A 23,892-nucleotide genomic window follows, 5' to 3' on the forward strand; every position below is an offset into this window, starting at 1 on the left:
ATGCCCGGCGCGATGTTTCGGACAGTTCGTTGGCGCGGACCTGTCGAAGGTGTGGGGTCGGGCATCACCTCCCCGTCTTGGCGGCGGGGGTCCCGGAGTCCCGGTCGGCGCGCGGGCCGAAGAGCCGCGGCACCACCCTCGGCAGGAGGGGGCCGCAGACGGCGGCGGCCAGACCGGCGATCAGGGCGATCAGGAGGGCGTAGCGCACGGCGCCGAGCGCCCATTCGGGAGTGAGGGACGTGCTGTCGTCGGCCGCGGCGGCGGGCTGGGGGGCCGGCTTGCTCGTGGCGGGCGTGCCCGGGGCCGGGGAGCCGCTGGTGCCCGCGGCGGCCGCGGCGTGGTCGCCGGTTCCGGCGCTGGTGCCGGTGCTGGCGCCGCCGCCGTTCGAACCGCCGGTGCCCTGGCCGCCGTCGGAGCCGCCGGAGCTCCCGGAGCCCGCCGTGGTGCCCTGGCCGGAGCTGGTGTTCCCGGCGGTGGAGCCGTTGCCCGAGGGCTTGGCGTCGGCGCGGGCGGCGATGGCCGCGGCGGCCGTGCGGGTGACCTTGCGGACCGCGTCGGGCAGCGGGGCGTACCCCTCGGGCAGGGTTCCGGCGGAGACGCCGGGGCGCTGTCCGTCACCGGCCGCGTAGCCGAGCAGGGCGGCATAGTCCTTGCCCTCGCGCTGGGTGAGCTTCTCGGGCACGGTGGCCGCGTAGGTGAGCAGGGTCAGCGGGTAGGCGGCGCGGTTCCTGGTGGCCGGGTCGGGGTGGAGCACTCCCCCGGTGCCGGGCTTCATGGCGGCCTGGCCGGCAAGGAGTCCGCGGTTGTCGGGGGCGACGAAGGTGCCGGAGGCGTTCTGCAGCCGGGCGGTCACCAGGCCGTAGCGGGCGGCGGTGGCGGTGTCGGTGAGGGCGAGCACCGCGCGCTTGCCGCCGGGCTGCGGCGGGTCCTTCTTGTAGCCGGGCGGGGTGGAGGTGTTGTCCCAGTTGGTGCGGGCGAGGGTGTCGCCGCGGGCGGCGGCGCGGGCCCCGGTGTGCATGTCGATGGCGTACGGGTGCTTGTCCTGGATGCACAGCGGGTGGTCGGCGCGGTCGGAGAACTGCTGGCAGAACGGGTCGCTCTTGGGGAACTCGTTGCGGGGCAGTTCCATCGACCGGTAGTGCGGGTTGACCTTCATGCCGCTGAAGGAGGCGTCGCCGTGGGCGCCCTGGTTGTCGGGGGTGCCCTTGAGGAACTCGCGGGCGGCCGGGTCCTGCTGGACCCAGCGCCACAGCTCCCAGGCCGCGTCGGAGAGCGCCTCGGGGACGATGAGGTCGCCGAGTCCACCGCGGAAGTCGAGGTTCTTGTAGCGCGGGTTGTGCTTCAGGAACTCCGGGTCGTGCGCCAGGTTGTACGGGTTGCCCTGGGTGCTGGGCGCGAACCGGGAGTTGCCGTCCGGGTAGGACTCGGTGAGCAGCTTGGCGACCAGGCGCGGGGTGAGGTCGAGCGAGTCGAGCCGGGCGCCGTCGCGGGCCTTGACGTCGCCGGGGGCGTTGAACCCGGCCTGGCTCTCGATGAAGAAGCCGATGGTGAGGCCGGTGAGGGCGACCGGGGCGTACACCGGCCGCTGTCCGGCGGGGATCTGCGCGGCTTCGGCGGGGCGGCCGAGGAACACCAGGCCGGGGGTGCCGGAGACCAGCTTGGCGCGGGCGGTGTCGTCGGTGACCTGGGCGTAGCCGTAGATGGTCCTGCCGCCGGACTGGCACAGGGCGGGCTGCCAGCGGGAGACGGCCTCGGCGACCAGTTCGTGGCCGAGGGTGCCGCGCTCGACGGCGCCGATCGGGCAGAACCGGCCCATCGGCTCGAAGCGCAGCGGGATCACCATGCGGTGCGCCCAGTTGGTGGCGGACAGCGGGGAGGACTGGAGCATCCCGCTGGGCTGGGTGGTGTACGCGGAGTCGTCGACCTCGGTCTGGCCGCGCGGGACCACGACGAGCCAGCAGGAGCGTCCGGCGGTGGCGCCGGAGGCACCGGCGGGGACTTCGCCGCAGCCGAGGCCGGGGGCCTCGAGCCCGGTCTGGGTCTCGAACCAGACCTCACCGGTGCCGTCCGGGCCACTGCGGGCGTAGGGCACCTCGTTGGTGGTGTTGGAGTCGTAGAACTCGTTCCAGTTGCCCTTGGCGCTGGTGTCGCCGGTGACCGAGCGGAACGGCACGTAGGCGTTGCCGGTGCCGGTGATCGGCGGCAGGTTCTGCGCCGGGTCCTTCAGCCGCCCGTAGGTCAGCTGCCGGGTGTTGGTGTACGCGCCGGCCGCCTGGCTCCCGGCGCCCGCGCCGAGCGCGGAGGTGCCGCCGAACTGGCACTGCTCGGGGTCGGGTCCGGCGGCCGCGTCGCCCCAGCACTGCATGATCTGGAGGTAGTCGGCGGCGTAGGTGGTGTCGGAGACGGTCGGCTTGGCGCCCTCCCAGGAGATCTTGACCACCTGGTTGACCAGATTACGGGTCTGACTGACCGTCAACTTCAGTCCGGCGTACGGACCCTGGCCCGAGACGGTGACCTTCGATCGGGAGTCGGCGGCCTGCGCGGGGGCGGGCGCCGACACCAGGACGGCGGTGCCGATGACGGCGAACAGGGTGAGGGCGACGGTGAGGCTCGTCGCCAGGAAGCGGCGGACCGCCGGGAGCATCCGGATCACGAGGCGCCGCCTCGCTTCAGGAGCCGCCCGATCATCGGGGGGCCGACGGTGACGGCGACGAGCAGCAGTCCGGCCACCACCATGAGCGCGGTGCGCAGTCCGCTGCCGATGCTGCGGGAGCTGGTCACCGGCATCGCGAAGGCGTCGGCGCCCTGGCCGCCACCGGCGGCGCCGTTGCCGACGGCCTGGCCGGTGTCGGGGTCGACGGCGCCGCCGCCCGCCCCGGCGCCCGCGGTGGTCCCGGCGGCGGTCGCGCCGCCCTTGCCGCCCGCGGTGCCCGCGGTCCCGGCGCCCGCGGTGGCCGAACCGGCCGTGGTGCCACCGCCGTTGCCGCTGCCGGTGGTCGTACCGCCGTTGGAGCCGGACCCTCCGGAGCCCGAACCACCGTTGGCCGTACCGGTGTTGCCGGTGCTCCCGCCGTTGCCGCCGCCGATCTGGGTCGGGGTCCTGGCGCCACCGGTGCCGGTGGCGCACTGCGCCGTGCCCTTCTTGTCACAGGCGGCCGGGAACGGGGCGGTCTTCACCAGGGTGTTGGTGCCGTTGCTGGAGAAGGTCGGGTTGTGGCAGGACTTGATGTTGATGCTCTCCTGCTGGACGCCGGGGATCCGGCGGACCTGGTCGAGTCCGGCCTGCACCAGGTTGATCGGCAGTGGCGAGTAGCCGAGGTTGTCGACGCTCTGCTGGCCCTGGCAGAGGAAGTAGTAGGCGAAGGCGCCGAGCGTCTTGCCCTTCTGGTTGTTGAAGTTCGCCTCCAGCTGGGTGGGCACGATCATGTAGCTGTAGCTGGAGAGCGGGTAGGCCCGCGGGTCGGAGTCGTTGTAGACGTCGTCGAGGATCTGGGTGAGGTAGCTCGGCGACGAGGCGTCGTTGTTGATCCGGGCCTTGGTCAGCGCCACCGCCACGTTCCGGGCGGTCGGCTCGGTGTAGTAGCCGGACTTGTTGAGCACCTTCGCCACCGGGAAGCCCGTGGTGTAGACGGCGTAGGAGTACTCGACGTACGTGATGGTGCCGATGTTGTTGCCCTGGGCGACGTAGCCGGAGACACCGTTGGAGCCGGACTGGCCGACGAAGCCGGAGCCGGGCACCAGCGGGAAGTTGGAGGTGGCGCCGCACGGCGCGGACCGTCCGGCCCGGCCGCAGTAGGCGTCCCACAGTCCGGCGTGCTGCTTGCTCAGCCAGGTGGTGAACTGCGCGGTGGTGCCGGAGCCGTCGGACCGGACCACCGGGACCACCCGGCGGGCGGGCAGCGCGTTGGCGAGCGCCGGGTTGTCGGCCTTGATCGCCGGGTCGTTCCAGGTCTTGATCTGCCCGGTGAACATCTTCGCGATGACCTCGCCGGACAGCCGCAGGTTGGTGACCCGCTTGTTGCCGATGACGAGGTTGTACATGAAGGAGGTGCCACCGGCCACGATCGGCATGTAGGCGTACTTCCGGGACGGCGGGGAGTCCACCACGCCGGAGTCCTTGATGCCGTACGGGATCTCGGAGACGGCGTAGTCGACGGTGCCGTTGCGGAACTGGTTGCGGCCGTCGGAGGAGCCGGTGCCGTTGTAGTTCACGGTCATGCCGTACTGCTTGACGTTGGCCCGCCACTGGTCGAGCGCGTTCTGGCTCCAGGTCGAACCGGCACCCGAGATCGGCACATAGGTGGCGGCGGCCGCGGGCTCGGCCCCCGTCAGCGTGGCGCCGAAGACCAGGGCGGCCAGCAGGACGAGGGCGGTGACCGCTCTCGTACGGAGGAAGGCGGGGGAGGCCGGAGGCGATCCGGGCATGACGGCGAACTCCTGGTCGGGTGAGGGTGCGGGGAAGGTACGGGGTGGGTTATTCGGCCGCTGCGGGGCCGGCGTGGCGCCCGGTGCCCGGGGCGTCGGCGGGGGCCTCGGCGGAGGCGTGGGCCGGGGTGTCGGCGGGGCCGTACGCCGTCGCGTCGGCGGGGACCTCGGCCGGGGCTGCCGCCGGGGCCGCGACCGCGGCGTCGGGCACGGCCTCGACCGGCCAGGACTTCTCCCGGGCGTGCCGGGCGGCGATCCGGTCGGCGTCGCGCCGGGAGGCGACCACCCGGCGGTGCCGCTGGTTGCGGGTGAGCTCGCCGGGGCCGCGGCCACCGATCACCCGGGCCACGATGAACAACAGCAGCACCAGGGCCATCAGGAGCGCGGCCGAGCCGAAACCGCGGGCGATCAGCGTCTGCTGCGGCGAGGAGACCAGCTGGAAGGTGGCCAGCGGCAGCGAGACCTGCGGCCCGTCCAGCGGGTTGAGGTTCAGCTCGGCGGTGGCGCCGGAGGTGAGCAGCACCGGCGAGGTCTCGCCGATGCCGCGGGCGGTGCCGAGGATGACGGCGGTGGTGAGCCCGGAGCGCGAGGTGGGCAGCACCACGGTCCACACCGTGCGCCACTGGCTGGCGCCGAGCGCGTACGAAGCCTCCCGCAGCGAGCTCGGCACCAGCCGGATCACCACGTCGGCGGCGCGGATGATGATCGGCAGCATCATCACGCCGAGCGCGAGGGACGCGGCGAAACCGGACTTGCCGAGGCCCAGGATCAGGATGACCGTGGCGTAGATGAAGAGACCGGCGACGATCGACGGCAGCGCCGTCATGGCCTCCACGATGGTGCGGACGAAACGCGCGTAGCGTCCGGGCACCTCGTTGAGGAACACCGCGCAGGCGAGGCCCAGCGGGACGGTGATGGCGAGCGAGATGCCGATCTGCTCCAGGGTGCCGATGATCGCGTGCACCACACCGCCGTCGGACAGCGGCTGGAGCGGTCCGGTGCTGGACATGTCCTCGACGAAGAAGTTGAGGTGTCCGAGCGCCGCGTGGCCGCGCCACAGGGTGTAGCCGACGACCAGCACGAGCGCGCACAGGAGCAGCGCGGCGAGGCTCTGCACCAGGACGGCGGCGACCTTGTCGCGGACCGCCACGGCCGACTCGTCGAGGCCGATGAGCACCCCGTACACGGTGAGGAAGAGCAGGTAGGCGACGACGACGAAGCCGAGGACGGTGTCGAACGGCGCCACCCAGACGAACAGCAGGGTGGTCAGGGCGAGCGAGCCGAGCGCGGCGCCCGCGAGGGCGAGCAGGTCCGTGGCGTGCACCGAGGAGGTGCTGCGGCGGGGTTCGGGGCCGCGCTCGGCGGGGAGCAGCGCGGGCCGGACGGTCCGCCCGGGCGGGTTCACCTCGTCGGCGGGGCCCGCCTGGACCGCCGTGGTGGCCGTGGCGGCGGCCTCGGGCTGCCCGGGCCGGCCGGGCAGGAGGTCGGTGGTCATGCTCAGGCCTCCGTTCCGGCGCCGGAGCGGCTGCGCGCGGCGATCGAGGACGCGATGAAGTTCACGATGAGGGTCATCAGGAAGAGCGCGAGTCCGGCGGCCATCAGGGCCGACATGCCGAACTCGCTGGCGGAGCCGTAGCGCAGCGCGATCAGCGCGGACACCGAGTTGGCGCCGTTCTGCAGGATGTGCGGCTGCACCGCGAAGACCGGCGAGATGATCATGAAGACGGCGATGGTCTCGCCGAGCGCGCGGCCGAGGCCGAGCATGGTGCCGCCGATCACGCCGCCCCAGCCGTACGGGAGGACGACGGAGCGGATCATGCCCCAGCGGGTGGAGCCGAGCGCGAGCGCGCCCTCCCGCTCACCGGCCGGCGCCTGCGAGAAGGTCTCGCGCATCACCGAGCAGGCGATCGGGGTGACCATCAGCGCCACCACGATCCCGGCGATGAACGTCGAGGAGGTGTAGACGGTGAGGGTCTGCAGCGGGTCGTCCGGGTCGGAGCCGTCGACCGCGAAGAGCGGGATCCAGGAGAGGTACGTGGCGAGCCAGCGGGACAGCCCGGTGACGTGCCCCTGGAAGAAGAAGGCACCCCACAGGCCGAACACCACACTGGGCACGGCGGCCATCAGGTCGACCAGGCTGACCAGCGTCCGCTTCAGCTTCCGCGGCGCGTACTCGGAGATGTAGAGCGCGGTGCCGAGCGCCAGCGGGAGGGCGATGCCGACCGCGACCAGGCCGATCAGGACGGTGCCGGTGAGCACGGCCGCGATGCCGAAGCGGTGGGCGTCGGGCTCCCACAGCGGCTCGGTGAGGAAGTCGAAGCGGGCCACGCCGAGCGCCTGGGTGGCGCGGTAGGTGAGGAACACACCGACCAGCAGCATGATCACCAGGACGACCGCGCCGCTGCCCCGGGCCCCGCCGCGGAACACCCGGTCGACGGTCTCGGTACGGCCGGGCGGCACCCGGCGCGCGGTGTCGGCGGCCCCGGCCGCCCGGTCCCGAGGAGCTGTCACGAAGGTGGTCATCGCACACCCGCCCGGTCGAAACCGCCCGCGGGCTTCGGCAGCGTCCCCAGCTGGGACCTGACCGGGAAGGGACCCGCGAGCTCGGCCACCGGAACCGCGTTCAGAAACTGGCCGAGGTTGTACTGGCAGTCGCGCTGACGCTGGTACGGGCGACCCGAGACGGCGACGGGACGCTGATCGATTTCCAGCCGCCACCCCCAGCCACCCGCGGTTCCCGTGGTGGTCAACAGCGCGCGGCCGTCGGCGATCCGCTCGCGGAGCAGCACCACCGCCGCGAGACACTCGGCGGGGTCGGCGAACATCAGGGCACTACGCCCCAGTTCACGATGGTTGGCACCCACGAGACGCCAGCCGATCCGCTGCGCATCCCCCACCGGTCTCTGCCGCGCCCCGAGCACTACGTACAGGAATCGCGCCGGAACCATGGAGACCACCCCCTCTCCGCTGCCCACACAGGGCGACACTCCGCAACCGGCCTTTCGCCCGAAGCGTTGTGAGAGTCGCGGACTTGTGTGGGACTTGTGTGCACGGATGAGTGAAGGCCGAACGGAGCGCACATGAACGAGAGACGCTGAGGTGTCCGAAAAGCACCCCGGGGACCACTGCGGGCCCCCGGGGCACTGAACGAGAACGGTCAAGCTCGGACAAATCGCGGCACGAAGTCCGCGGCCGTATCGACGACTTCTCGCCAGACGTCGGCCGTCGGGCGGGCCGGTGAGGCCGGGCGGCTCAGTCCCGCGCGGCGGCGAAGGCGCGGCGCAGGGTGGTCGCGGCCAGTTCGATGGCGGATCCGGCGGCCGGGGTCTCGCGGAGCGCGTTCAGCATCACGAAGTCGTGGATGACGCCCTGGTAGCGCACGGCGGCGACCGGTACCCCGGCCTGGCGGAGCTTGTCCGCGTACGCCTCGCCCTCGTCCCGCAGCACATCGGCCTCGGCCGTGATGACCAGCGCCGGGGGCAGCCCGGCCAGCTGCTCGGTGGTGGCGCGCAGCGGCGAGGCGGTGATCCTGGCCCGGTCCGCCTCGTCGGTCGTGTACTGGTCCCAGAACCACTCCATCCCGTCCCGGCGCAGGAAGTAGCCCTCGGCGAACTGCCGGTACGACGCGGTGTCGAAGCGGGCGTCGGTCACCGGGTAGAACAGCACCTGCTGGACGAGCGGGAGCCCGCCGCGCTCCTTGGCGAGCAGGGTCAGCGCGGCGGACATGTTGCCGCCGACCGAGTCGCCCGCGACGGCGATCCGGGCCGGGTCGAGACCGTGCCCGGCACCCTGGCCGACCACCCAGCGGGCGACCGTCCAGCTCTGCTCCAGGGCCACCGGGTAGCGGACCTCGGGCGAGCGGTCGTACTCGGGGAACACCACGGCCGCCCCGGCGCCGACGGCCAGCTCGCGCACCAGCCGGTCATGGGTGTGGGCATTGCCGAACACCCAGCCGGCGCCGTGGATGTACACGATCACCGGGAGCGGCCCCTCGGCCCCCTCGGGCCGGACGATCCGGGCCCGCACCGACCCGGTGGGGCCGCCCTCGACGGTGACCCACTCCTCGTCGACGGCGAGCAGTTCGACCGGCCCGCCCTGCACCTCGTCGACCGCCGCGCGCCCCTCGTCCGGCGGCAGCTGGAAGAGGAAGGGCGGCTTGGCGGTCGCCTCGGCGAAAGCGGCGGCGGCGGGTTCGAGGACGGGCGTGTGCGGGGGAACGTGCGGGGGAATGTGCTCGGTCATGCGCGGATCCTGCTTCCCGTAGCGACGGACACCACGGCGGGACGGCCGGGGCATATCCGGCACAGTAGCCCCCGCCCACCGCCCACCAGGGTTCCCCGCGTGCACGGCGCGGGCGGGGGGGCGATCGGGGGCGACGCGTCGGCGGAGCGTAGCCCCGGGCCCGGCGGCGGCCGGGCCGCCGTACCGCTACGCGTCCAGCCGGATGCCGTCCGGGAGGCGGATCGCGAACTCCTCGCGGAGCACCGCGAGGACCTCGTCGGCGTCCGCGAGTTCGCGCTCCGTGCGGGTGCCGTCGGCGGCGGTCTCGGTGAGGGTGCGGCCGCTCAGGGACAGGTGCCGGTCCGCCAGGGTGCGCTGGACGTAGACGCCCTGGGCGAACGGCGAGCGCGGGTTGGTGGCGATGTGCCAGTTGATGACCTCGTAGTCGGGCGCCTCGAACGGCTCGACGGTGAACGCGTACTGGTCGTCCCAGCCGTCGGAATCCGCGCCGTGCGCCTGCAGCGTCCACAGCGGCAGCGTCCCGCCCCGCGGCGGGTCGCCCAGGACCAGCCGGTGGCGGCGCGGGGTGTCGGCGAACTCGGTGTCCGCGACGAGCGGTACGGGGTCGAGCAGCGAGCCGATCGAGCCGAAGCCGACGTCCGTCACGTACGGCACGGACTCCCCCGGCACCTCGGTCAGCATCAGCATATGGGTGCGCGGCCTGATGTCCCCGGGCTTCGCGCCGACGAGCACCCGCGCGGTCAGCAGGGTGTACCGGAAACCGAGCGCGGTCAGCGCGGCGGCGAGCAGTGTGTTGTGCTCGTAGCAGTAGCCGCCGCGCCCGCCGCGCACCAGCTTGGCCTCCAGGTCCGGCAGCGCCAGCGAGGGCGCGCTGCCGAGCACCGGCTCAAGGTTCTCGAACGGGATGCTCGTCAGATGGGCGCGGTGCACGGACCGCAGCACGTCGAGGGTGGGGCGGCGCTCCCCGGTCCAGCCGATGCGGGCGAGATAGGCGTCAAGATCGATCTTCATGCCCTCACCGTATGCGGCCCGGTACGGACCGCGCCTCGGACCGGGGCCCGATCCGCGCCAGGACCGGGCCCCGGTCCCCGCCCGCACCGGCCTAGGACCAGGGTCCGAGCCCCGGTCCTACGTCTCGGGTCCCGGGCGCGGGCGGGGGCGGGGGCGTAGGGCCCGGGAGCCGCCCGGTTCGGTCCGTGACGGGCAGGCACTCGGCGAGCAGCGCGACGATGTCGCGCCAGGCGCGCTCCGCGTGCCGCGGATGGTGGCCCACGCCGGGCGGCGTGGCGTGGTCGACCGGCGGGTGGTGGAAGGCGTGCAGGGCCCCGCCGTAGACCACCAGGCGCCAGTCGACGCCCGCGGCCCGCATCTCCTCGGCGAACGCGACCCGTTGCTCGGGCGGCATGATCGGGTCCTCGGACCCGACCCCGGCCCACACCGGACAGCGGATCCGCGCCGCCTCGCCCGGCCGGCCTGTGGTCAGCGCGTTGACCGTCCCGATCGCGCGCAGGTCGACGCCGTCGCGCCCGAGCTCCAACGCGACCGCGCCCCCGGTGCCGTAGCCGATGGCGGCGATCCGCTCGGGGTCGGCCCGCGGTTCGGCGCGCAGCACGTCGAGCGCGGCGTGGCCGATGTCCCGCATCCGGTCGGGGTCGGCGAGCAGCGGCAGGCACCGGGCCAGCATCTCCTCCGGCTCCGCCAGATAGCGCCCGCCGTGCAGGTCGAAGGCCAGCGCCACGTACCCCAGTTCGGCCAGGGCTTCGGCCCGGCGGCGCTCGACATCGCCGAGCCCCACCCCCTCGGGCCCGATCAGCACCGCGGGCCCGCGCCCGGCACCGGCCGGGAGCGCGAGGTGTCCGGTCATCGTCAGGCCGTCGGCCGGGTAGGTGACCGTGCGGGTGCTGATCGTCGTCGGACGGCTCGTCATCGGACTTGTCATCGGACTTGTCATCGGGCTCGTCATCGGGCTCGTCATCGGGCTCGTCATCGGGCTCGTCATCGGGCTCGTCATACGGCCCGACGGTACTGACCGTCGCACCCGCTCGGGCCGGTGTTCACCGTTGGCGCAGCGTTCGCCCCATGGGCTTCGGTGAACCTCGGTGAACACCGTCGAGTTGAGGCCGCTCAGTCGGTCAGCTGGTAGGCGCGCAGGTTGCGGATCAGCAGATACGTGTCGCGCAGCGAGCCCGAAGTGTCCCCCAGGGAGCGGTAGATGCCCCACTTGGGGCGCACCCGGTCGGCGAGGAAGGTGTCGACGCCGGTCTTCTTGGCGTCCACCACGGTGGTGCCGCCGCTCTTGACGACCCAGCGGACCGAGCCCGCCGTGCCGTTGCCGATCTTGATCTCGTACTCGATGTCGATCCACTTGTTCTGCAGCGGCGTCAGGTTCGTCCGGCCGACCAGGATGTCGCCGCCGAAGATCTTGTGCTCGATGGTCTGGACGCCGTCCACCCGGCGCAGCGAGGTGACGGTGATCGGGGAGGTGCCGGTGCCGGGCTGCTTGGTCTGCATGATGTGGGTGAAGGTGGTGGTCGCCATCAGCGAGCTGGGGATGTACATGGAGTACGTGACCCGCCAGGTCTCGCCGAGCTTCCATGACAGGTAGGAGGACGACGAGGTCCGGTTGCCGGTGACCTCGTGGCGCTGCCGGTCGGTCGCGCTGTCCCGGTCGACCTTGTGCATGTCGAAGCGGTAGGCGTCCCCGGCGACCTTGATGTGCGGGGCGCCGCCGGGGTGCGAGTCGGCCCGGTCGTCCTCGACCGACTCGAAGGCGCCGAGGCCGTTGGTGGCGGGGTTCGGGGACCACTTGAGCGTCCAGGCGGCGGCCGCCCGGGCCGGGGCCCGGTCCGCGGGGGACGCGGGGGACGCGGACGCCGCGCCGGACAGGGTGAGGGCGAGGGTGCCGAGGGCCGCCGCGAGGGCGAGCGGGACGGTGTGCCGACGCGTCATGCGCCACCTCCATGGGGGGAGAAGCCGAGGGCCGACGCCCGGTCGACTTGATGGGTGCACGCCATCCTGCCGCCTGAATGGTCGGTTAGTAAAGGTTCCTGACAGTGAACTGCCGTGGCGCGGCCGCCGGGTACGGTGAGGAGATGACGCTCCCTGACCACGGACCGGCCGGGCCCGAGCCCTCGTCGGCCGTCACCTACCGCGTGGCCGCGAGCGAGAAGGACAGGTCCGCCGTCATCAGGGGCGAGTTCACCTCGGACACCGTCTTCGACGTGGCCGCCTCCGACAGCGGCTTCACCCTGCGGCCCACCCGGCTCGACCCGCCGGTGCACAAGGTCTTCCCCGACGACGAGCCCGAGGCCGGAACCGAAGCCGGGGCCGACGAGGGCTCGGAGGGCGCGCGCCGGTTCGTCGCGCTGGACGGCGAACTCGTGTGTGGCTATGTCGACACGACGTACGAGCCCTGGAACCGGCGCCTGGTCATCGCCGACATCGAGGTCGCCGCGCCGTATCGGAGCCGGGGCATCGGGCGGGCCCTGATGCGCCACGCCATCGGCCGCGCCCGGGAGTGCGGCGCCGGGCACGTCTGGCTGGAGGTGACGAACATCAACGCTCCCGCCATCCGCGCCTACCAGCGGATGGGGTTCGCCTTCTGCGGCCTGGACACGACCCTCTACAACGGCACCGCGTCCGAGGGGGAGACGGCGCTGTTCATGAGTCTCGCCCTCGGACTCGGCGCCACCCCGGAAAACGCGGAAGACCCCTGCTGAACAGGGGTCTTCGTTGGTTGGTGTCCGAGGGGGGACTTGAACTCTCCACTCGGACACCAGTCCACTGGTCTTGCGACCTGCGCGGATACCAAGACACGCCGCATGTTGACAGCCTCGGTTGGTCATGCATTCCCCCTGTTTCCTGCCGTTTCGGACCGCTGTTGGTCATGCGTTGGTCGCGTTGCCAACCCTTAGCACCAGAGATCGTTTATGCCGGATCGGGAATAGTCCGGAGTCGGCATAGACGAGGAGCGATGCCCTGCATAGCGTCGTCAAGCAGCGGCCCGATCGGGGCCGACGACGGGAGGGGAACCAGTGGCACGCAACGACCTGACGCGGCTTACCGGCAAGCTCAACGGCCCGAACTGTGATGACGACGACTGCCCGAACGTGTACCGCACGGAGAGCGGCGCCATCGTCGTCCAGGGCAACGTGTCCAACGCCTTCCAGCCGCCGGAGGGCGAGGCCCTGGTGGAGATCCCGGAAGCGGTGCTGAGGGAGGCTGTCCGTGCTCTTGGATGGTGACGAGTGGCGGCGGACGTTCGACGCCTACGAGCGCGTTGCGTGGCGATTCGAAGCCCAGCCCACCTACAGCATGCCCAAGGAAGCCGAGAACGTCGCCCGCTTCCTCCGGGGCGAGCCCAAGCCGGTCGGGCACAACGAGCGGTGGCATGAGCGCGTCCGTGGCTTCGTGACAACGGGGCGGACCATCGGGCGCGTGCGGATCGTGCGGCAGCCGCTGACTGACTACCAGCGGTACCAGTTCGCCTGGGGTATCCCCGGCAACATCCAGGCCGGGGAGGACATCCGCGTCCTGGACGTCACGCACGACGACTACGGGCTGCCCCTGTCGGGAACCGACTGGTGGATGTTCGACGACACAGGCGTTGTGCACCTGAACTTCCGCTCGGACGGTACGCAGATCAATCGAGAACTGGTGACGGGTGACGTCGCTCCCTACCTGGAGTGGCAGCGCATCGCCCTGGCCCACGCCGTGCCGTTCTCCGAGTACGTGAAAGACAACGTGTGACGTTTGAGCCTGAGCAGCTAGGCCAGTCCAGGACCGACCTTGCGGAGAAACTGCGCAACCTCCGCAAGGCGGCCGGCCTGACCGGGGAACGGCTCGGCCGACGCTGCAATATGTCTCAGAGCCAGATTAGTAAGTTCGAGACGGGCCGGAAGACGCCGACCCTGATGGATGTCGAGCGCATCTTGCGGGCGCTCGACGCGCCGCCCGATGTGATCACGGAAATAAACTCCCTCGCGCGGATCGCCAATACCGAATGGCAGGACAAGCGGTCCTCTTGGCGCCGGGGCGTGGAGAAGCGCCAGGCGGAGCTGGCGGCCCTGGAGTCAGAGGCAACAGAACTCCGGTACTTCCTCCCTTCGATGATTACCGGGCTCCTGGCAACACCCGAGTACATTCGAGCCAGTCTGAGCCACACTCCCGGAGACTCGCCGAAGACGGTGATCCGCAAGCTGGAACGGCAAGCGGTCCTCTTCAACGCGGCGAAGCACTTCACGTTCCTACTGACGGAGCAGGCAGCGCGCTGGTCCATCGTCCCCGGCCCCGCCCTGGCCGTGCAGATCGATCGCCTGGTCTCGCTGTCCCACCTGCCCAACGTGAGGATCGGGGTCATCCCTCTGGGCACACCCACCGGCCGTGGCCCGATGAACACATTCACGGTCTATGACAATCGGCTGGCGACGGTAGAGAACTTCACCGGACGAATGGTGTTTCGAGATGCACGCGACATCTCTGAATACCTCGCCGTGTTCACTCAGTTCGAACAGCACGCCCGCTTTGGCGATGACGCTAGAAACCTACTCCGTCACTGGGCTGAAAGTTGCCGAGGATAATCTTTATTCCGGGACGCGAATGATCGGCCTACCCCGGCGTCCACTCGTGAAGGATGACGTACCGAACAACAGGTAACGTCATCGAGAGGCGCGGGCATGACCGCAAACATCACGGACGAATACGGCACTCACGCCCCGGCGGGGCACAAGTGCCACCGGTGCGGACAGCCGATCCGGCGGGACGAACGCGTACGGCGCGGATTCATCACCGGCACCGACTCCGGCGCCCTGGCGAACGTCGTCTACACGCACTCGGGCACCACGTGCCCGCAGCCGTCGTGATCAGCAACAAGGATGTCGGGAAGCTCGTCCAGGACGCACATGGACGCGTCGACATCCTCCGGGATGTGATCCGCGATTACGAGGACCCGGCCGTCATGCCCTCGGAGCGTCGCCCCCAGCGTATGGCGTTCCTGGCCCCGGAGAACGGCGGTAGGGAGTGGCTGGCACCCCCGAACACGGTCAGCCGCGTCTAGACGCGATCACCACGCACCACTGCCACCAATGCGGTTGCAGGGTCCACGGCGTGCACGGTCGCTACGCCTGCACCCGGTGCGGCTACGCCAACCCATCGAGCGAGGGCACCGCCCCGCTCCTCAAGGCCCCGCCCCTGCCGTGACTGACGCCGACCGGCACGGCAGGGGCGGTCACCACCACAACAGCGAACGGAGATCACCAGTGGCCAAGACATCCGCATACGAGTTCCGTACGTCCAGCACGTGCCAGTACAACAACAGCGACCCTCGGTGTGTGGCGGTCGCGACCAACGTTCCCGGCAAGGTGGCGATCCGCAGCACCGTGACCGGTCAGACGGTCGAGTTCACGGCCGAGGAGTGGACCGACTTCCTCGGCGGTGCCAAGCTGGGAGAGTTCGACGTGACCGCGTAGGGAGTCGTCATGGACCAGTGTCCCCGGTGCGGCGGCAGCGTGGAGAACGACCCGGAGCACTCCGGGGTGATGCGCTGCATGGTGTGCTGGGAAGTGCTGGCACTGCCCTCGGAAAGGCTCTGCCCCGGCCACCGGCCGACGCTCAACTCCGGGCTGCGGGTGCTGGAAGAGTTCCGGGGCCTACGGCGGTGAACCGACAAACGAACGCCCCTGCCGTTCTCGGCAGGGGCGTTCCTTGGTCAGGAGCGCTACTGGATAGGCCGGGAGTACAAGACCAAGACCGAAGCGGAGAAGGCGCTCCGGAAGTGGATCACTGAGCATGAGGCCGGAAAGGTCGTGGCCCGCTCGGACATGAAGTCGGGTGACTGGCTCGACAAGTGGCTGAGCAACCACAGGAAGGAAGGAACGACCGTGGCCGGGTACGAGACGAAGATCCGTCTGCACATCAAGCCGCGCATCAGTGGCGTGAAGCTGTGCGAAGTCACGGATGACACCCTGGACGATCTGTACCGGCTGCTGGAGACGGCCCCGTGTCCCACGAACAAGGGCAAGCCCCTGGACGACGGGCAGACGGCGCGGTTCTTGGGGACCGTGCGGGAGCCGTGCGGAAACCGGGCCTGTGACGGCGGCCTGACCCATCACTGCCTTCGAGACGCCCCGCTGTGGACCGTCTACGCCGCCACCGGCGTCCGGCGCAGTGAGGCCCTGGGCATGCATTGGTCCCTGATCCGCTGGGACGAGGGGGCTATCGAACTTGGCTGGGTCGTGGTCGAGGAGGGGAATGCGTACAGGCTGCGGAAGCTGACCAAGGACGGCGACGACAACGCCTTGATCTACGTGGATCAGTCCGTGATGAACGTCCTCAAGTGGCAGGAGCAGCGCCAGGACGCCGAGCGGGAGCGACTCGGCTCCGAGTGGGTCGATCACGATCTGGTGTTCGCCCGGGACGGCTTCAAGCTGTACCGGGGTGAGGCCGGGGCCCTCAGGACCCCGAGAAGGTCTCGGCGCGGTGGCGCACGCTGCGGAACCGGCTGCACCTTCCTGAGCTTCCGGGTCCACGACTGGCGGCACAGCAAGGTCACGAACGATCTGGAGGCCGGGGAGAACCCCGTAGAGGTGTCCGCGAACGTCCGGCACCACTCGCCGGGCTACACGATGGCCCGGTACGGGCACTCACGTAAGGACGGAGCCCGCCGACTGGCCGCCTCCGGAGCGGGCCGACTCGGCCTGTCATCCCTGGTCTGACCAGGGGAATCTCTGGGCCGTTGGTCACGTGGTTGGTCACGCCACAGCCCAGAAATGCAAAAAACCCCAGATGAACTAGGGTCTTTGCTGGTGTCCGAGGGGGGACTTGAACCCCCACGCCCGATAAAGGGCACTAGCACCTCAAGCTAGCGCGTCTGCCATTCCGCCACCCGGACGGGGTGTGTGGTCGAGGGCAGTGCTGCTGCCCTCGGCGACGCACATCAATCTACCAGGTGTTCGAGCCGGTGTTCACCACGTTTCCGGTGGTCAGGGCTCTATGGGCAGCTCCGGCGGGCCGCTCGTCACCCGCTTTCGGGCCTTCCGTCCCGACCGGCGCGCCAGCCCCGCCCCGTACGGTCGAAGCCACCCCCACCCGTGCCCCCACCTCGTGCCCGCCCGGCGAACCTGAAGCCGACTCACGAAGGAGTGCGCCGCCATGACCAAGATCGCCGTCATCCTGGGTTCTCACCGCCCCGGACGCAGGGGCGAAGGGGTCGCCGCCTGGGTCCTCGGACAGGCGAGCCTGCGCACCGACGCGGAGTTCGTCCTCGTCGACATCGCCGACTTCGCCCTCCCGGCCCGCGACGAACCGCTGCCGCCCGCCGAGGACGCCCCGTACGACCGGTACGCCGACGACGGCACCCGGCGCTGGGCGGCGGCCGTCGCGGACGCCGACGGCTTCGTCGTCGTCACCGCCGAACACAACCACTCCGTACCCGCCGCCCTGAAGAACGCCATCGACCGGCTCTGCCCCGAATGGCACGACAAGGCCGCCGGATTCGTCGGCTACGGCACGGCAGGCGGCGTCCGCGCCATCGAGCATCTGCGGGCCGTCTTCGCCGAGTTGAAGGTGGCGACCGTGCGCGACACCGTACTGCTCGGCCTGGCGGACGACTTCGCCCCCGGCACCGACCACCCCGGCCCCGGCACCTTCACCCCGCGCTCCTTCCAGGCCGAGGCGCTGCACGGCGTCCTCGACCAGACCATCGCCTGGTCGACCGCGCTCGGCACGCTGCGCGGCGGCCCCGGCCCGGCGCCCGTCGCTCACCGCCCCCGGTAGACCTTCGCGCTCCTCGGATGCCGCCCGCACGCCCACACCCCGTGCGGGCAGTAGTCCGACAAGGACTGGTAGAGCGGCGGATGGCGGCGGAACCAGTCGAGCATCCCGCGCATGTACGCCGGATCGTCGCCGTTGCGGAACAACCCCCACTCCGGGTACGAGACGGCCTTGCGGTGCCGCCGGGCGAACGTCACCTGGGCGCGCAGCCCGTACGGTTCCTCCACCTGCTGCCGGAAGGTGGCGCGGCGCGGCTGGTCGTAGGAGTCCATGCCGATCACGTCCACGTACGCGTCACCCGGGTAGCAGCGGGTCCACGGCACGGCGTCCCGGCCGCGGCTCGGCGCGAAGTCGAACCGGAACCGCTGGCCCTTCACCGCCCGCATGGCCCGGACGATCCGCCGCCAGTAGGCCCGCCAGCGATCCGGCGCGGGGTGGCAGCGGTGGGTGTAGGTGACGCCGTTCATCTCCCAGCCGAGCACCAGCACGGTGTCCGCGAGCCGCAGGCTCACCAGGCGCCGGGCGAGCACGGTGAAGTGCCGGTCGTAGCGGCCGGCCGCCCCCGCCTTGAGCAGGGCGGCCACCCGGGCGTCGGACAGCCTGGCCTCGCTGCGGTCGAGCATCGGCACGTTGAGGGCGACGAACCGTCCGGCGCGCGCCGCCCGCCAGACCGACCAGGGCCGCAGAAAGGCGACCGGCCCCTCGATGCTCTCCCAGTCGTCGCCCGGCAGATAGGTCCGGCCCGCGGTGAGCGGCCCGCGCCCCCGCCACTTCTCGAACCGGGCGAGGCGCGCGATGCCGTCCGCGCCGGAACCGGTGAAGACTCCGTTCGCGGTACGGGCCGCCCCGGCGGCCCCCGCGGCCGATCCGTGGACGGGCGCCGTTCCGGACGCGGCGGCCGTCACCGAAACGGCCGGGCGCGCCGCGTCGGCGGACCTGGCGGCCTCGGTGTCGCCGCCCGCGACGGCGCCGGGCAGCAGCAGCTGGGCGGTGAGGGCGGTGCCGAGCAGGGCGAGCAGGGCACCGACGGCGGTGCGTCTCACCCGGTCACCCGGTGCGCCCCGGCCACCGGGGCCGCCGGATCCGCCGGGTCCTCGTCGTGTGTCATGGGGACCGTCCTCGTGCTCGCGGCCCGGGCGGGGCGTGGTGATCACGAGTCTGGCGAAGCGGGGGCGGGGCCGCCACTCCAGGCGGGCGCCCGGCACCGGGAAAGGCGGGCGGCGGGGCCCGGCGCTCGGCGGCGGTCCGGGGGCCGTTTGCCATACTGCTGCGATGCCGTCGACGCAGCGCCCCGTGCCGGACCCGATACCCGTGCCCGGCTCCGTACCGCCGGACGTGACGCCGGACCTCAAGGCGACGGCCGGCACCACGCCGGAGCCGGTCACGGTCGACCCGCCGCACGACGCGACCCCGACCCTGCTCACCCAGTCCTGGCTCGACCTGGCCTTCCTGCACTGGGCGGTGGACCCGGCGGAGGTCGCGCCGCTGCTGCCGAAGGGCACGGTGCCGGACGTCTTCGACGGCGTCACGTACGTCGGTCTGGTGGCGTTCCGGATGCACCGGGTGGGCTGGTTCCGGCTGCCGGGCGTCCCCTATCTCGGGAGCTTCCCCGAGACGAACGTCCGGCTGTACTCGGTCGACGCGCACGGGCGGCGTGGCGTGGTGTTCCGCTCGCTCGACGCCTCGCGGCTGTTGCCGGTGCTGGTGGGGCGGTGGGCCTTCCGCATCCCGTACGTCTGGTCGCGGATGAGCGTCCGGCAGGACGGCGCGACCCTCACGTACACGAGCAGCCGCCGCTGGCCGGGACCGCGCGGGGCGCGCAGCGCGCTCGCGGTGCGGGTCGGGGACCCGATCGCCGAGCCGACGCCGCTGGAGCACTTCCTCACCGCCCGGTGGGGCCTGCACAGCACGGTCCCGGGGCGGGCGGGCTATCTCCCGAACGCCCATCCGCGCTGGCCGCTGCACCGGGCCGAGCTGCTGTCCTGCGACGAGGACCTGATCGCCGCCGCCGGTCTCACCGCGCCGAAGGGCCCGCCGCTGAGCGTCCTCTACTCCCCCGGCGTCCCGGTCCGCTTCGGCCCGCCGCCCCGCGTCCCGTCCGAGGCCGGTGCCAGGAGCCCGCTCGCGCTGCCGCACCAGCGGAACGGCGGCCCGGCGCGGTGACCGCCGCCCGCTTCGTCCGTTTCCAGGGCACGGCGCGCCACCCCCGGGGCCACTTCCCCGGGGTCTTCGCGCTGGCCAACGGCCTGGCCCGGGAGGGCGCGCTCGACCCGGCCGAGCACCGCTTCTGGCGGGCCGCCAACGACTGGTACGACGCCGCCTACCCGGATCCGTCGGTGAAGGACCCGACGGTGTACGACCACGGGCTCAACCCGGGCGCGGTCGCCTGGTTCCGGGCCGACGCCCGTCATCTGCTCGACCGGGTCCCCGGCTACCTGGCGCTCCTCACCGCGCACGGGGTGGCCTGGGAGCGGGTCGAGACCGACGATCCGGGGCGGGTCGTGTACGAGGACGAGGTCCAGGTCGTCGCGGTGCCCCGGCCCGACCCCGCGCCCCGGTCCTGACGGCCCGCGCGGGGCCTCGTCACTTCCCGGCGGCCGCCGCCTCCTCGGCGATGCGGTCGAACTGGGCGCCCATCGCCTCGGCCAGGGCCTGCGCGGCGGACAGCGGGCGGACCATCACCATGAAGTCGTCGATGAGGCCGTCCTCGTCGACGTGCAGGAAGTCGCAGCCCTGGATGCGCTTGCCGCCGACGGTCGCGCTGAACACCAGGGCGTGGTCGCGCCCGTCCGCCCCGTCGAGCTCGCGCTCGTAGCGGAAGTCCTCGAACACCCGCATCACGGCGCGCAGGATGGCCGCGGTGATCGGCTTGCCGGGGTACGGCTTGAAGGCGACCGGGCTGGTGAAGACGACGTTCTCGGCGAGCAGCGCCTCGATCGCGGCGATGTCACGGTTCTCCACGGCCTTGCGGAACGGATGCATGATCGGCCCTCTCCTCTTCCTCGAAATGCTCGAAGTCGTTCGCGTGCGCGTCCTCGGACGTACACCCACCCCGCCTACCTACTCAATTTATTGAGTAGGTGATCGTGAGGCTAGGCCCCCGACCCGTACCTGTCCAGCAGCGGACGGGGGCTCCGGCCACGTAGGCTCGCGGCGGCGCGGCCGCTGCGACGAGGAGATCCCATGAACGCCACCGAGGAAACCCGACTCCGGCTGGACGAGGCCGACGTCCGCAACGCGAAGACGACCCTCGTCCAACTCCTCGCCCGCGCGGGGGTCTACTCCGGTGACGCCGAGGAGCTGATCGGCCTCGTCGAGGCCGGGGCGCTCGCCCTGGCCCATCGGGAGCTCGACGCCCACGCGCGCGACGCGCCGGACGGCAAGGGCGAGCCGTACACCTCGGGCTGGCTGGACGGCGCCCAGAGCGTCGCCGACGGGCTCGGGGGCCGGGCCGAGCGGACGCTGCGCGAGGCCGTCGGACCGGACGGCGGGGCCGGGTTCGGCGCCGACCCGGGTCCGCGCCCGAAGGTCGGCCGGATGGAGCTGGAGCGCGCGAAGGTGGTCGTGCTGCCGCTCTACCTCTCCTTCAGCAGCGTCTCCGACCTCGACCCCGAGGTCTCCGAGCAGGTCCTGACCGCCGTTCTGGCCACCATGACCAGCCGTCAGCGCGCCGCCTACGCGGGCAGGCTCACCGCGTTCACCGACGCCCACCACGGCCGCGTGGCACGCATGTACGCCGAGTACGGGCCGGGCAGCCCGATCGCGATCCACGGCCGCTTCTCCCTGCTGCACTCCCCCACCAGCGTCGCCGTCCTGGAACGCCTCACCACGACGCCCGACGACCTGCGCGAGGAATGGGACGCCGCCGAACTCCCGCCCGCGTGGCTGGCGGGCCTGGCCACCGCATGGCGCGCGACGGCGGGACCCGACGCCCTCTCCGCCTGAGCCATCCAACTCCTGACGAAGCCTCACACCCCGTACCTTCGCGGGCAGTTGAACGGCAGGACCGGGCGGTGCCGCGATCACGGGCGAGGGGCGGGGGAAGTGCTCCCCGCCCGTGACCGACTCCTCCAGGGCCACGCCCGGTCCGTGCCGTCCGACGCGCGCCTGCTCCCCGGTACCCGCGGGGTGCGCGTCGCAGCAGCATCGTGGCCCGCGGCCACCCCGCCCCGACAGGGGTTCCCGCTGGCGTGAACACGCTATGGCGTGATCACGCCAGCCCCCTGCCGCCGACCGCCCCGACCGGCCCGACCTGCGCCTCTACGATGACGCGCGGGCACGGACCCGGACCCGGGCACAGGCGCGGACCCGGACGCCGGGCCGGTCGGCCGGGCCGGACGAGGGCGGCGGAGGGGGATCCGGGGATGCGCAGGCTCGGCGAGCTGGAGGCGGAGATCATGGACCGCTTCTGGGAGTGGCGGCGGCCCGCCACCGTCCGCGAGATCGTCGACGACATCAACCGGCACCGGGACGTGGCCTACACCACCGTCACCACGGTGACCACGATCCTCTTCCACAAGGACTTCCTCACCCGCTCCCGGGACGGCCGGATCTGGGTGTACCGGGCCGCCGCGACCCGCGAGGACTACGCCGCCGCCCTGATGGCCGACGGGCTCGCCGCGGGCGCCGACCCCTCCGCCGTCCTGCTCGCGTTCATCGGACGGCTCGACGCGGCCGAACGCGACGCCCTGCGCCGCGCGGTCGAGAGCACGGCAGAGAGCACGGCGGAGAGCGCGGTCGACAGCGCGCCGGAGCGTGCGACGGAGAACGCGGCCGAGAGCACGAATCAGGATCGGGCGAGGGGTTGACGCCACACCCGGCAGGCTATTGGATGGCGGACCAACAAGCTATTGGTTGCCCAACCAATAACGCTTGGCGAAGCCGAGTGCACCGGCGGTGACCCCCCACCGCCCGCCGACGTACCCGGAGGACCCGGCGCACCCTCTCGGACAAGGACCCCTGCCATGCCTCCCACCCCCGCGTCCCCCGCGTCCGCCCCGGACGCCGACCGCACCGGAGTCGACCGGGCCGGCCAGGTCGAGAGCCGGGGCATCGACTGCGTCCCGGACGACGAGCGGCACGGCTCGCCCCGTGAACTGTTCATGATCTGGGCCGCCCCGAACGTCAGCTATCTCAGCCTCGTCGTCGGTGCCACCCTCGTCCTGATCGGCCTCCCGCTCGGCGAGGCCCTCGCCCTGATCGTCCTCGGCAATCTGTTCTGGCTGCTGACCGGCTTCATCGCGATCAGCGGCCCGGCCTCCGGCACCACCGGCTCGGTGGTCTCCCGGGCCATCTACGGCGTCCTCGGCAACAAGGTGGTGGTCGCCCTCACCGGCTGGCTGATCTCCGCGCTCTACCTCGCGCTCAACTGGTCGGCCGCCTCCGTCGCGGGCATCGGCCTCACCGGCCGCCTCGGACTGCCCGACTCGCCCGCCCTGGACGCCGTGGTGATCTGTCTGATCGCCGGGGCGACCCTGCTCGTCGCGATCTACGGCCACGCCACCATCGTGCGGCTCTACCCGGCCCTCACCGTGCTGCTCACCGTCGTCTTCGTGATCGTCGCCGGGCTCGTCCTCGGCCACGCCGACTTCTCCTGGTCCCCCGCCGAGCCGCTCACCGGCACCGCCCACCTGGTCGCCCTCGCCTCCGGGCTCACCCTGGTGGCCTCCGCGCCCCTGTCGTACGCGAACAGCCCCGATCTGGCCCGCTATCTGCCCCGTGACAGCGGCCGGGCCGCCGTCGCGCTGTGGACCGCGGCGGGCGCCTTCGTGCCGAGCGTGGTGTTCACGACGGTCGGCGCCCTTGCCGCCACCTCGCTCGACATGAGCGACCCGCAGGCCGCCCTGGAGAGCGTGATGCCCGGCTGGCTGGTGCCGCTGTTCGTCGTCTGCGTGGTGCTCAACACGGTCGCCAACAACGGCATGACCGCCTACAGCGCCGGGCTGTCGCTGCAGTCCATCGGGGTACGGCTGCCCCGCGTCGCCGCCGTCCTCGTGGTCGGTGCCATCGGCACCGCGATGACCCTGTTCGCGATCCTCGTCTTCGACTTCCTCACCGCCGTCAACACCCTCCTCGAACTGGTCGTGGTCGTCACCGGACCCTGCATGGCCGTGTACGCGACCGATGTCGTGCTGCGCCGCAACCGGTACGACGGCGCCGCGCTGCACGATCTGAGCCGCACCGGCCCCTACTGGTACCGCGGCGGCGTCAACTGGGCCGGCGCCCTCGCCACCCTGCTCGGCGCGCTCGCCGCCACCCTCTGCGTCAGCTCCACCTCGTGGGCCGGACCGGTGTCGGCCGCCCTCGACGGCCTCAACCTGGCGATCCCGGTCGGCGTCCTGGGCTCCGCCGCGCTCTACTGGGGCCTCTCCCGCGCCCTGGGCACCCTCCCCGCCCGCGCCACCCGCGCCTCCTGACCCCGTCACCGCCACCTCTCACCCCCGATCGCTCCCGGAG

24 protein-coding genes, 1 tRNA gene and 1 pseudogene are annotated in these 23,892 nt (G+C 71.9%); 14 read left to right on the plus strand and 12 right to left on the minus strand.

The annotated features are described in order from the left end of the window. Positions 1-64: 64 nt before the first annotated feature. The 9 genes from ACIPXM_RS15675 to ACIPXM_RS15715 form a co-directional block, all read right to left on the minus strand. Positions 65-2,653, minus strand: coding sequence for a hypothetical protein (locus tag ACIPXM_RS15675; protein WP_401655452.1), 2,589 nt, complete (start codon positions 2,651-2,653; stop codon positions 65-67). After that, positions 2,650-4,425 (minus strand): phosphate ABC transporter substrate-binding protein PstS, encoded by a 1,776-nt coding sequence (gene pstS / locus ACIPXM_RS15680; protein ID WP_401655453.1) that lies wholly within the window; start codon positions 4,423-4,425, stop codon positions 2,650-2,652. Before pstS ends, ACIPXM_RS15675 begins: the two co-directional genes overlap by 4 nt. Before the next feature lie 49 nt (positions 4,426-4,474). Next, positions 4,475-5,920 carry a phosphate ABC transporter permease PstA gene (pstA, locus tag ACIPXM_RS15685; RefSeq protein WP_401655454.1) on the minus strand — a complete coding sequence of 482 codons (1,446 nt, stop codon included), beginning with the start codon at positions 5,918-5,920 and terminating at the stop codon, positions 4,475-4,477. Positions 5,921-5,922: 2 nt separating this feature from the next. Then, a complete protein-coding gene (gene pstC, locus ACIPXM_RS15690) occupies positions 5,923-6,948 on the minus strand; it encodes a phosphate ABC transporter permease subunit PstC (RefSeq protein ID WP_401655455.1) in 1,026 nt (341 codons plus the stop codon). Then, positions 6,945-7,382 (minus strand): hypothetical protein, encoded by a 438-nt coding sequence (locus ACIPXM_RS15695; protein WP_401655456.1) that lies wholly within the window; start codon positions 7,380-7,382, stop codon positions 6,945-6,947. The genes pstC and ACIPXM_RS15695 overlap by 4 nt, the downstream gene beginning before the upstream one ends. 295 nt (positions 7,383-7,677) lie before the next feature. Continuing rightward, the gene (locus ACIPXM_RS15700) at positions 7,678-8,667 is read right to left on the minus strand and encodes an alpha/beta hydrolase (RefSeq protein WP_401655457.1); all 990 of its coding nucleotides are present in this window, start codon (positions 8,665-8,667) and stop codon (positions 7,678-7,680) included. Between the two features lie 186 nt (positions 8,668-8,853). Continuing rightward, positions 8,854-9,678 (minus strand): arylamine N-acetyltransferase, encoded by an 825-nt coding sequence (locus ACIPXM_RS15705; protein ID WP_401655458.1) that lies wholly within the window; start codon positions 9,676-9,678, stop codon positions 8,854-8,856. A gap of 91 nt (positions 9,679-9,769) precedes the next feature. Next, positions 9,770-10,594, minus strand: a complete 825-nt coding sequence (locus ACIPXM_RS15710; RefSeq protein ID WP_401655459.1) for a dienelactone hydrolase family protein — start codon at positions 10,592-10,594, stop codon at positions 9,770-9,772. A gap of 197 nt (positions 10,595-10,791) precedes the next feature. Beyond that, the gene (locus tag ACIPXM_RS15715; protein WP_401655460.1) at positions 10,792-11,616 is read right to left on the minus strand and encodes a Tat pathway signal sequence domain protein; all 825 of its coding nucleotides are present in this window, start codon (positions 11,614-11,616) and stop codon (positions 10,792-10,794) included. 143 nt (positions 11,617-11,759) lie between these two features. Between ACIPXM_RS15715 and ACIPXM_RS15720 the strand changes: the two genes are divergently transcribed. From ACIPXM_RS15720 to ACIPXM_RS15755, 8 genes are all read left to right on the plus strand, one after another. After that, positions 11,760-12,386, plus strand: coding sequence for a GNAT family N-acetyltransferase (locus tag ACIPXM_RS15720; protein ID WP_401655461.1), 627 nt, complete (start codon positions 11,760-11,762; stop codon positions 12,384-12,386). Positions 12,387-12,701: 315 nt separating this feature from the next. Next, positions 12,702-12,911 carry a hypothetical protein gene (locus ACIPXM_RS15725; RefSeq protein ID WP_401655462.1) on the plus strand — a complete coding sequence of 70 codons (210 nt, stop codon included), beginning with the start codon at positions 12,702-12,704 and terminating at the stop codon, positions 12,909-12,911. Continuing rightward, entirely contained in the window at positions 12,895-13,416 is a 522-nt protein-coding gene (locus ACIPXM_RS15730; protein WP_401655463.1) for a DUF6879 family protein, read from the plus strand. Before ACIPXM_RS15725 ends, ACIPXM_RS15730 begins: the two co-directional genes overlap by 17 nt. Beyond that, positions 13,413-14,246, plus strand: coding sequence for a helix-turn-helix domain-containing protein (locus ACIPXM_RS15735; protein ID WP_401655464.1), 834 nt, complete (start codon positions 13,413-13,415; stop codon positions 14,244-14,246). Before ACIPXM_RS15730 ends, ACIPXM_RS15735 begins: the two co-directional genes overlap by 4 nt. Before the next feature lie 96 nt (positions 14,247-14,342). Continuing rightward, a complete protein-coding gene (locus ACIPXM_RS15740) occupies positions 14,343-14,528 on the plus strand; it encodes a hypothetical protein (protein ID WP_401655465.1) in 186 nt (61 codons plus the stop codon). A 396-nt stretch (positions 14,529-14,924) separates the two neighbouring features. Beyond that, positions 14,925-15,134: a DUF397 domain-containing protein gene (locus tag ACIPXM_RS15745; RefSeq protein WP_401655466.1), complete on the plus strand. Its 210-nt coding sequence runs from the start codon at positions 14,925-14,927 to the stop codon at positions 15,132-15,134. Positions 15,135-15,143: 9 nt separating this feature from the next. Then, the gene (locus ACIPXM_RS15750; RefSeq protein ID WP_401655467.1) at positions 15,144-15,326 is read left to right on the plus strand and encodes a hypothetical protein; all 183 of its coding nucleotides are present in this window, start codon (positions 15,144-15,146) and stop codon (positions 15,324-15,326) included. Between the two features lie 219 nt (positions 15,327-15,545). Then, a complete protein-coding gene (locus tag ACIPXM_RS15755; RefSeq protein WP_401655469.1) occupies positions 15,546-16,379 on the plus strand; it encodes a tyrosine-type recombinase/integrase in 834 nt (277 codons plus the stop codon). A gap of 88 nt (positions 16,380-16,467) precedes the next feature. Here ACIPXM_RS15755 and ACIPXM_RS15760 read toward each other — a convergent pair. Next, a tRNA-Leu gene (locus ACIPXM_RS15760) sits at positions 16,468-16,555 on the minus strand. A 260-nt stretch (positions 16,556-16,815) separates the two neighbouring features. Here ACIPXM_RS15760 and ACIPXM_RS15765 point away from each other — a divergent pair. Continuing rightward, positions 16,816-17,439 (plus strand): NADPH-dependent FMN reductase, encoded by a 624-nt coding sequence (locus ACIPXM_RS15765; protein ID WP_401655470.1) that lies wholly within the window; start codon positions 16,816-16,818, stop codon positions 17,437-17,439. Here the strand turns inward: ACIPXM_RS15765 and ACIPXM_RS15770 are convergent. Next, positions 17,424-18,479, minus strand: a complete 1,056-nt coding sequence (locus ACIPXM_RS15770; RefSeq protein WP_401655471.1) for a glycoside hydrolase family 26 protein — start codon at positions 18,477-18,479, stop codon at positions 17,424-17,426. The two genes, ACIPXM_RS15765 and ACIPXM_RS15770, sit on opposite strands and share 16 nt — an antisense overlap. Before the next feature lie 229 nt (positions 18,480-18,708). Here ACIPXM_RS15770 and ACIPXM_RS15775 point away from each other — a divergent pair, with 229 nt between their 5' ends. Together ACIPXM_RS15775 and ACIPXM_RS15780 are read left to right on the plus strand one after the other, a co-directional pair. Continuing rightward, a complete protein-coding gene (locus tag ACIPXM_RS15775; protein WP_401655472.1) occupies positions 18,709-19,599 on the plus strand; it encodes a YqjF family protein in 891 nt (296 codons plus the stop codon). Beyond that, entirely contained in the window at positions 19,596-20,000 is a 405-nt protein-coding gene (locus ACIPXM_RS15780) for a hypothetical protein (RefSeq protein WP_401655473.1), read from the plus strand. The genes ACIPXM_RS15775 and ACIPXM_RS15780 overlap by 4 nt, the downstream gene beginning before the upstream one ends. A 19-nt stretch (positions 20,001-20,019) precedes the next feature. Here the strand turns inward: ACIPXM_RS15780 and ACIPXM_RS15785 are convergent, their stop codons facing one another. Further along, complete coding sequence (locus ACIPXM_RS15785) at positions 20,020-20,418, minus strand: nuclear transport factor 2 family protein (RefSeq protein ID WP_401655474.1); 399 nt, start codon at positions 20,416-20,418, stop codon at positions 20,020-20,022. A 201-nt stretch (positions 20,419-20,619) separates the two neighbouring features. Here ACIPXM_RS15785 and ACIPXM_RS15790 point away from each other — a divergent pair, with 201 nt between their 5' ends. The 3 genes and pseudogenes from ACIPXM_RS15790 to ACIPXM_RS15800 all read left to right on the plus strand — a co-directional run bounded on the left by ACIPXM_RS15790 (position 20,620) and on the right by ACIPXM_RS15800 (position 23,852). After that, positions 20,620-21,381 carry a hypothetical protein gene (locus ACIPXM_RS15790; protein WP_401655475.1) on the plus strand — a complete coding sequence of 254 codons (762 nt, stop codon included), beginning with the start codon at positions 20,620-20,622 and terminating at the stop codon, positions 21,379-21,381. 419 nt (positions 21,382-21,800) lie between these two features. Continuing rightward, positions 21,801-22,148: pseudogene (locus ACIPXM_RS15795) on the plus strand (BlaI/MecI/CopY family transcriptional regulator); the annotation flags it as partial. A 252-nt stretch (positions 22,149-22,400) separates the two neighbouring features. Beyond that, complete coding sequence (locus ACIPXM_RS15800; RefSeq protein ID WP_401655476.1) at positions 22,401-23,852, plus strand: purine-cytosine permease family protein; 1,452 nt, start codon at positions 22,401-22,403, stop codon at positions 23,850-23,852. Positions 23,853-23,892: the final 40 nt, after the last annotated feature.

It is taken from the genome of Streptomyces sp. NPDC090025 (genome assembly GCF_044748125.1).
GTDB lineage: Bacteria > Actinomycetota > Actinomycetes > Streptomycetales > Streptomycetaceae > Streptomyces.

What these genes read in the sequence shown, in the direction of transcription:
- pstS (WP_401655453.1), bottom strand. Translation starts at nt 4,425, where the DNA reads ATGCCCGGATCGCCTCCGGCCTCCCCCGCCTTCCTCCGTACGAGAGCG.
- pstA (WP_401655454.1), bottom strand. Translation starts at nt 5,920, where the DNA reads ATGACCACCGACCTCCTGCCCGGCCGGCCCGGGCAGCCCGAGGCCGCC.
- pstC (WP_401655455.1), bottom strand. Translation starts at nt 6,948, where the DNA reads ATGACCACCTTCGTGACAGCTCCTCGGGACCGGGCGGCCGGGGCCGCC.
- ACIPXM_RS15700 (WP_401655457.1), bottom strand. Translation starts at nt 8,667, where the DNA reads ATGACCGAGCACATTCCCCCGCACGTTCCCCCGCACACGCCCGTCCTC.
- ACIPXM_RS15705 (WP_401655458.1), bottom strand. Translation starts at nt 9,678, where the DNA reads ATGAAGATCGATCTTGACGCCTATCTCGCCCGCATCGGCTGGACCGGG.
- ACIPXM_RS15710 (WP_401655459.1), bottom strand. Translation starts at nt 10,594, where the DNA reads ATGACGAGCCGTCCGACGACGATCAGCACCCGCACGGTCACCTACCCG.
- ACIPXM_RS15715 (WP_401655460.1), bottom strand. Translation starts at nt 11,616, where the DNA reads ATGACGCGTCGGCACACCGTCCCGCTCGCCCTCGCGGCGGCCCTCGGC.
- ACIPXM_RS15720 (WP_401655461.1), top strand. Translation starts at nt 11,760, where the DNA reads ATGACGCTCCCTGACCACGGACCGGCCGGGCCCGAGCCCTCGTCGGCC.
- ACIPXM_RS15740 (WP_401655465.1), top strand. Translation starts at nt 14,343, where the DNA reads ATGACCGCAAACATCACGGACGAATACGGCACTCACGCCCCGGCGGGG.
- ACIPXM_RS15750 (WP_401655467.1), top strand. Translation starts at nt 15,144, where the DNA reads ATGGACCAGTGTCCCCGGTGCGGCGGCAGCGTGGAGAACGACCCGGAG.
- ACIPXM_RS15765 (WP_401655470.1), top strand. Translation starts at nt 16,816, where the DNA reads ATGACCAAGATCGCCGTCATCCTGGGTTCTCACCGCCCCGGACGCAGG.
- ACIPXM_RS15775 (WP_401655472.1), top strand. Translation starts at nt 18,709, where the DNA reads ATGCCGTCGACGCAGCGCCCCGTGCCGGACCCGATACCCGTGCCCGGC.
- ACIPXM_RS15785 (WP_401655474.1), bottom strand. Translation starts at nt 20,418, where the DNA reads ATGCATCCGTTCCGCAAGGCCGTGGAGAACCGTGACATCGCCGCGATC.
- ACIPXM_RS15790 (WP_401655475.1), top strand. Translation starts at nt 20,620, where the DNA reads ATGAACGCCACCGAGGAAACCCGACTCCGGCTGGACGAGGCCGACGTC.
- ACIPXM_RS15800 (WP_401655476.1), top strand. Translation starts at nt 22,401, where the DNA reads ATGCCTCCCACCCCCGCGTCCCCCGCGTCCGCCCCGGACGCCGACCGC.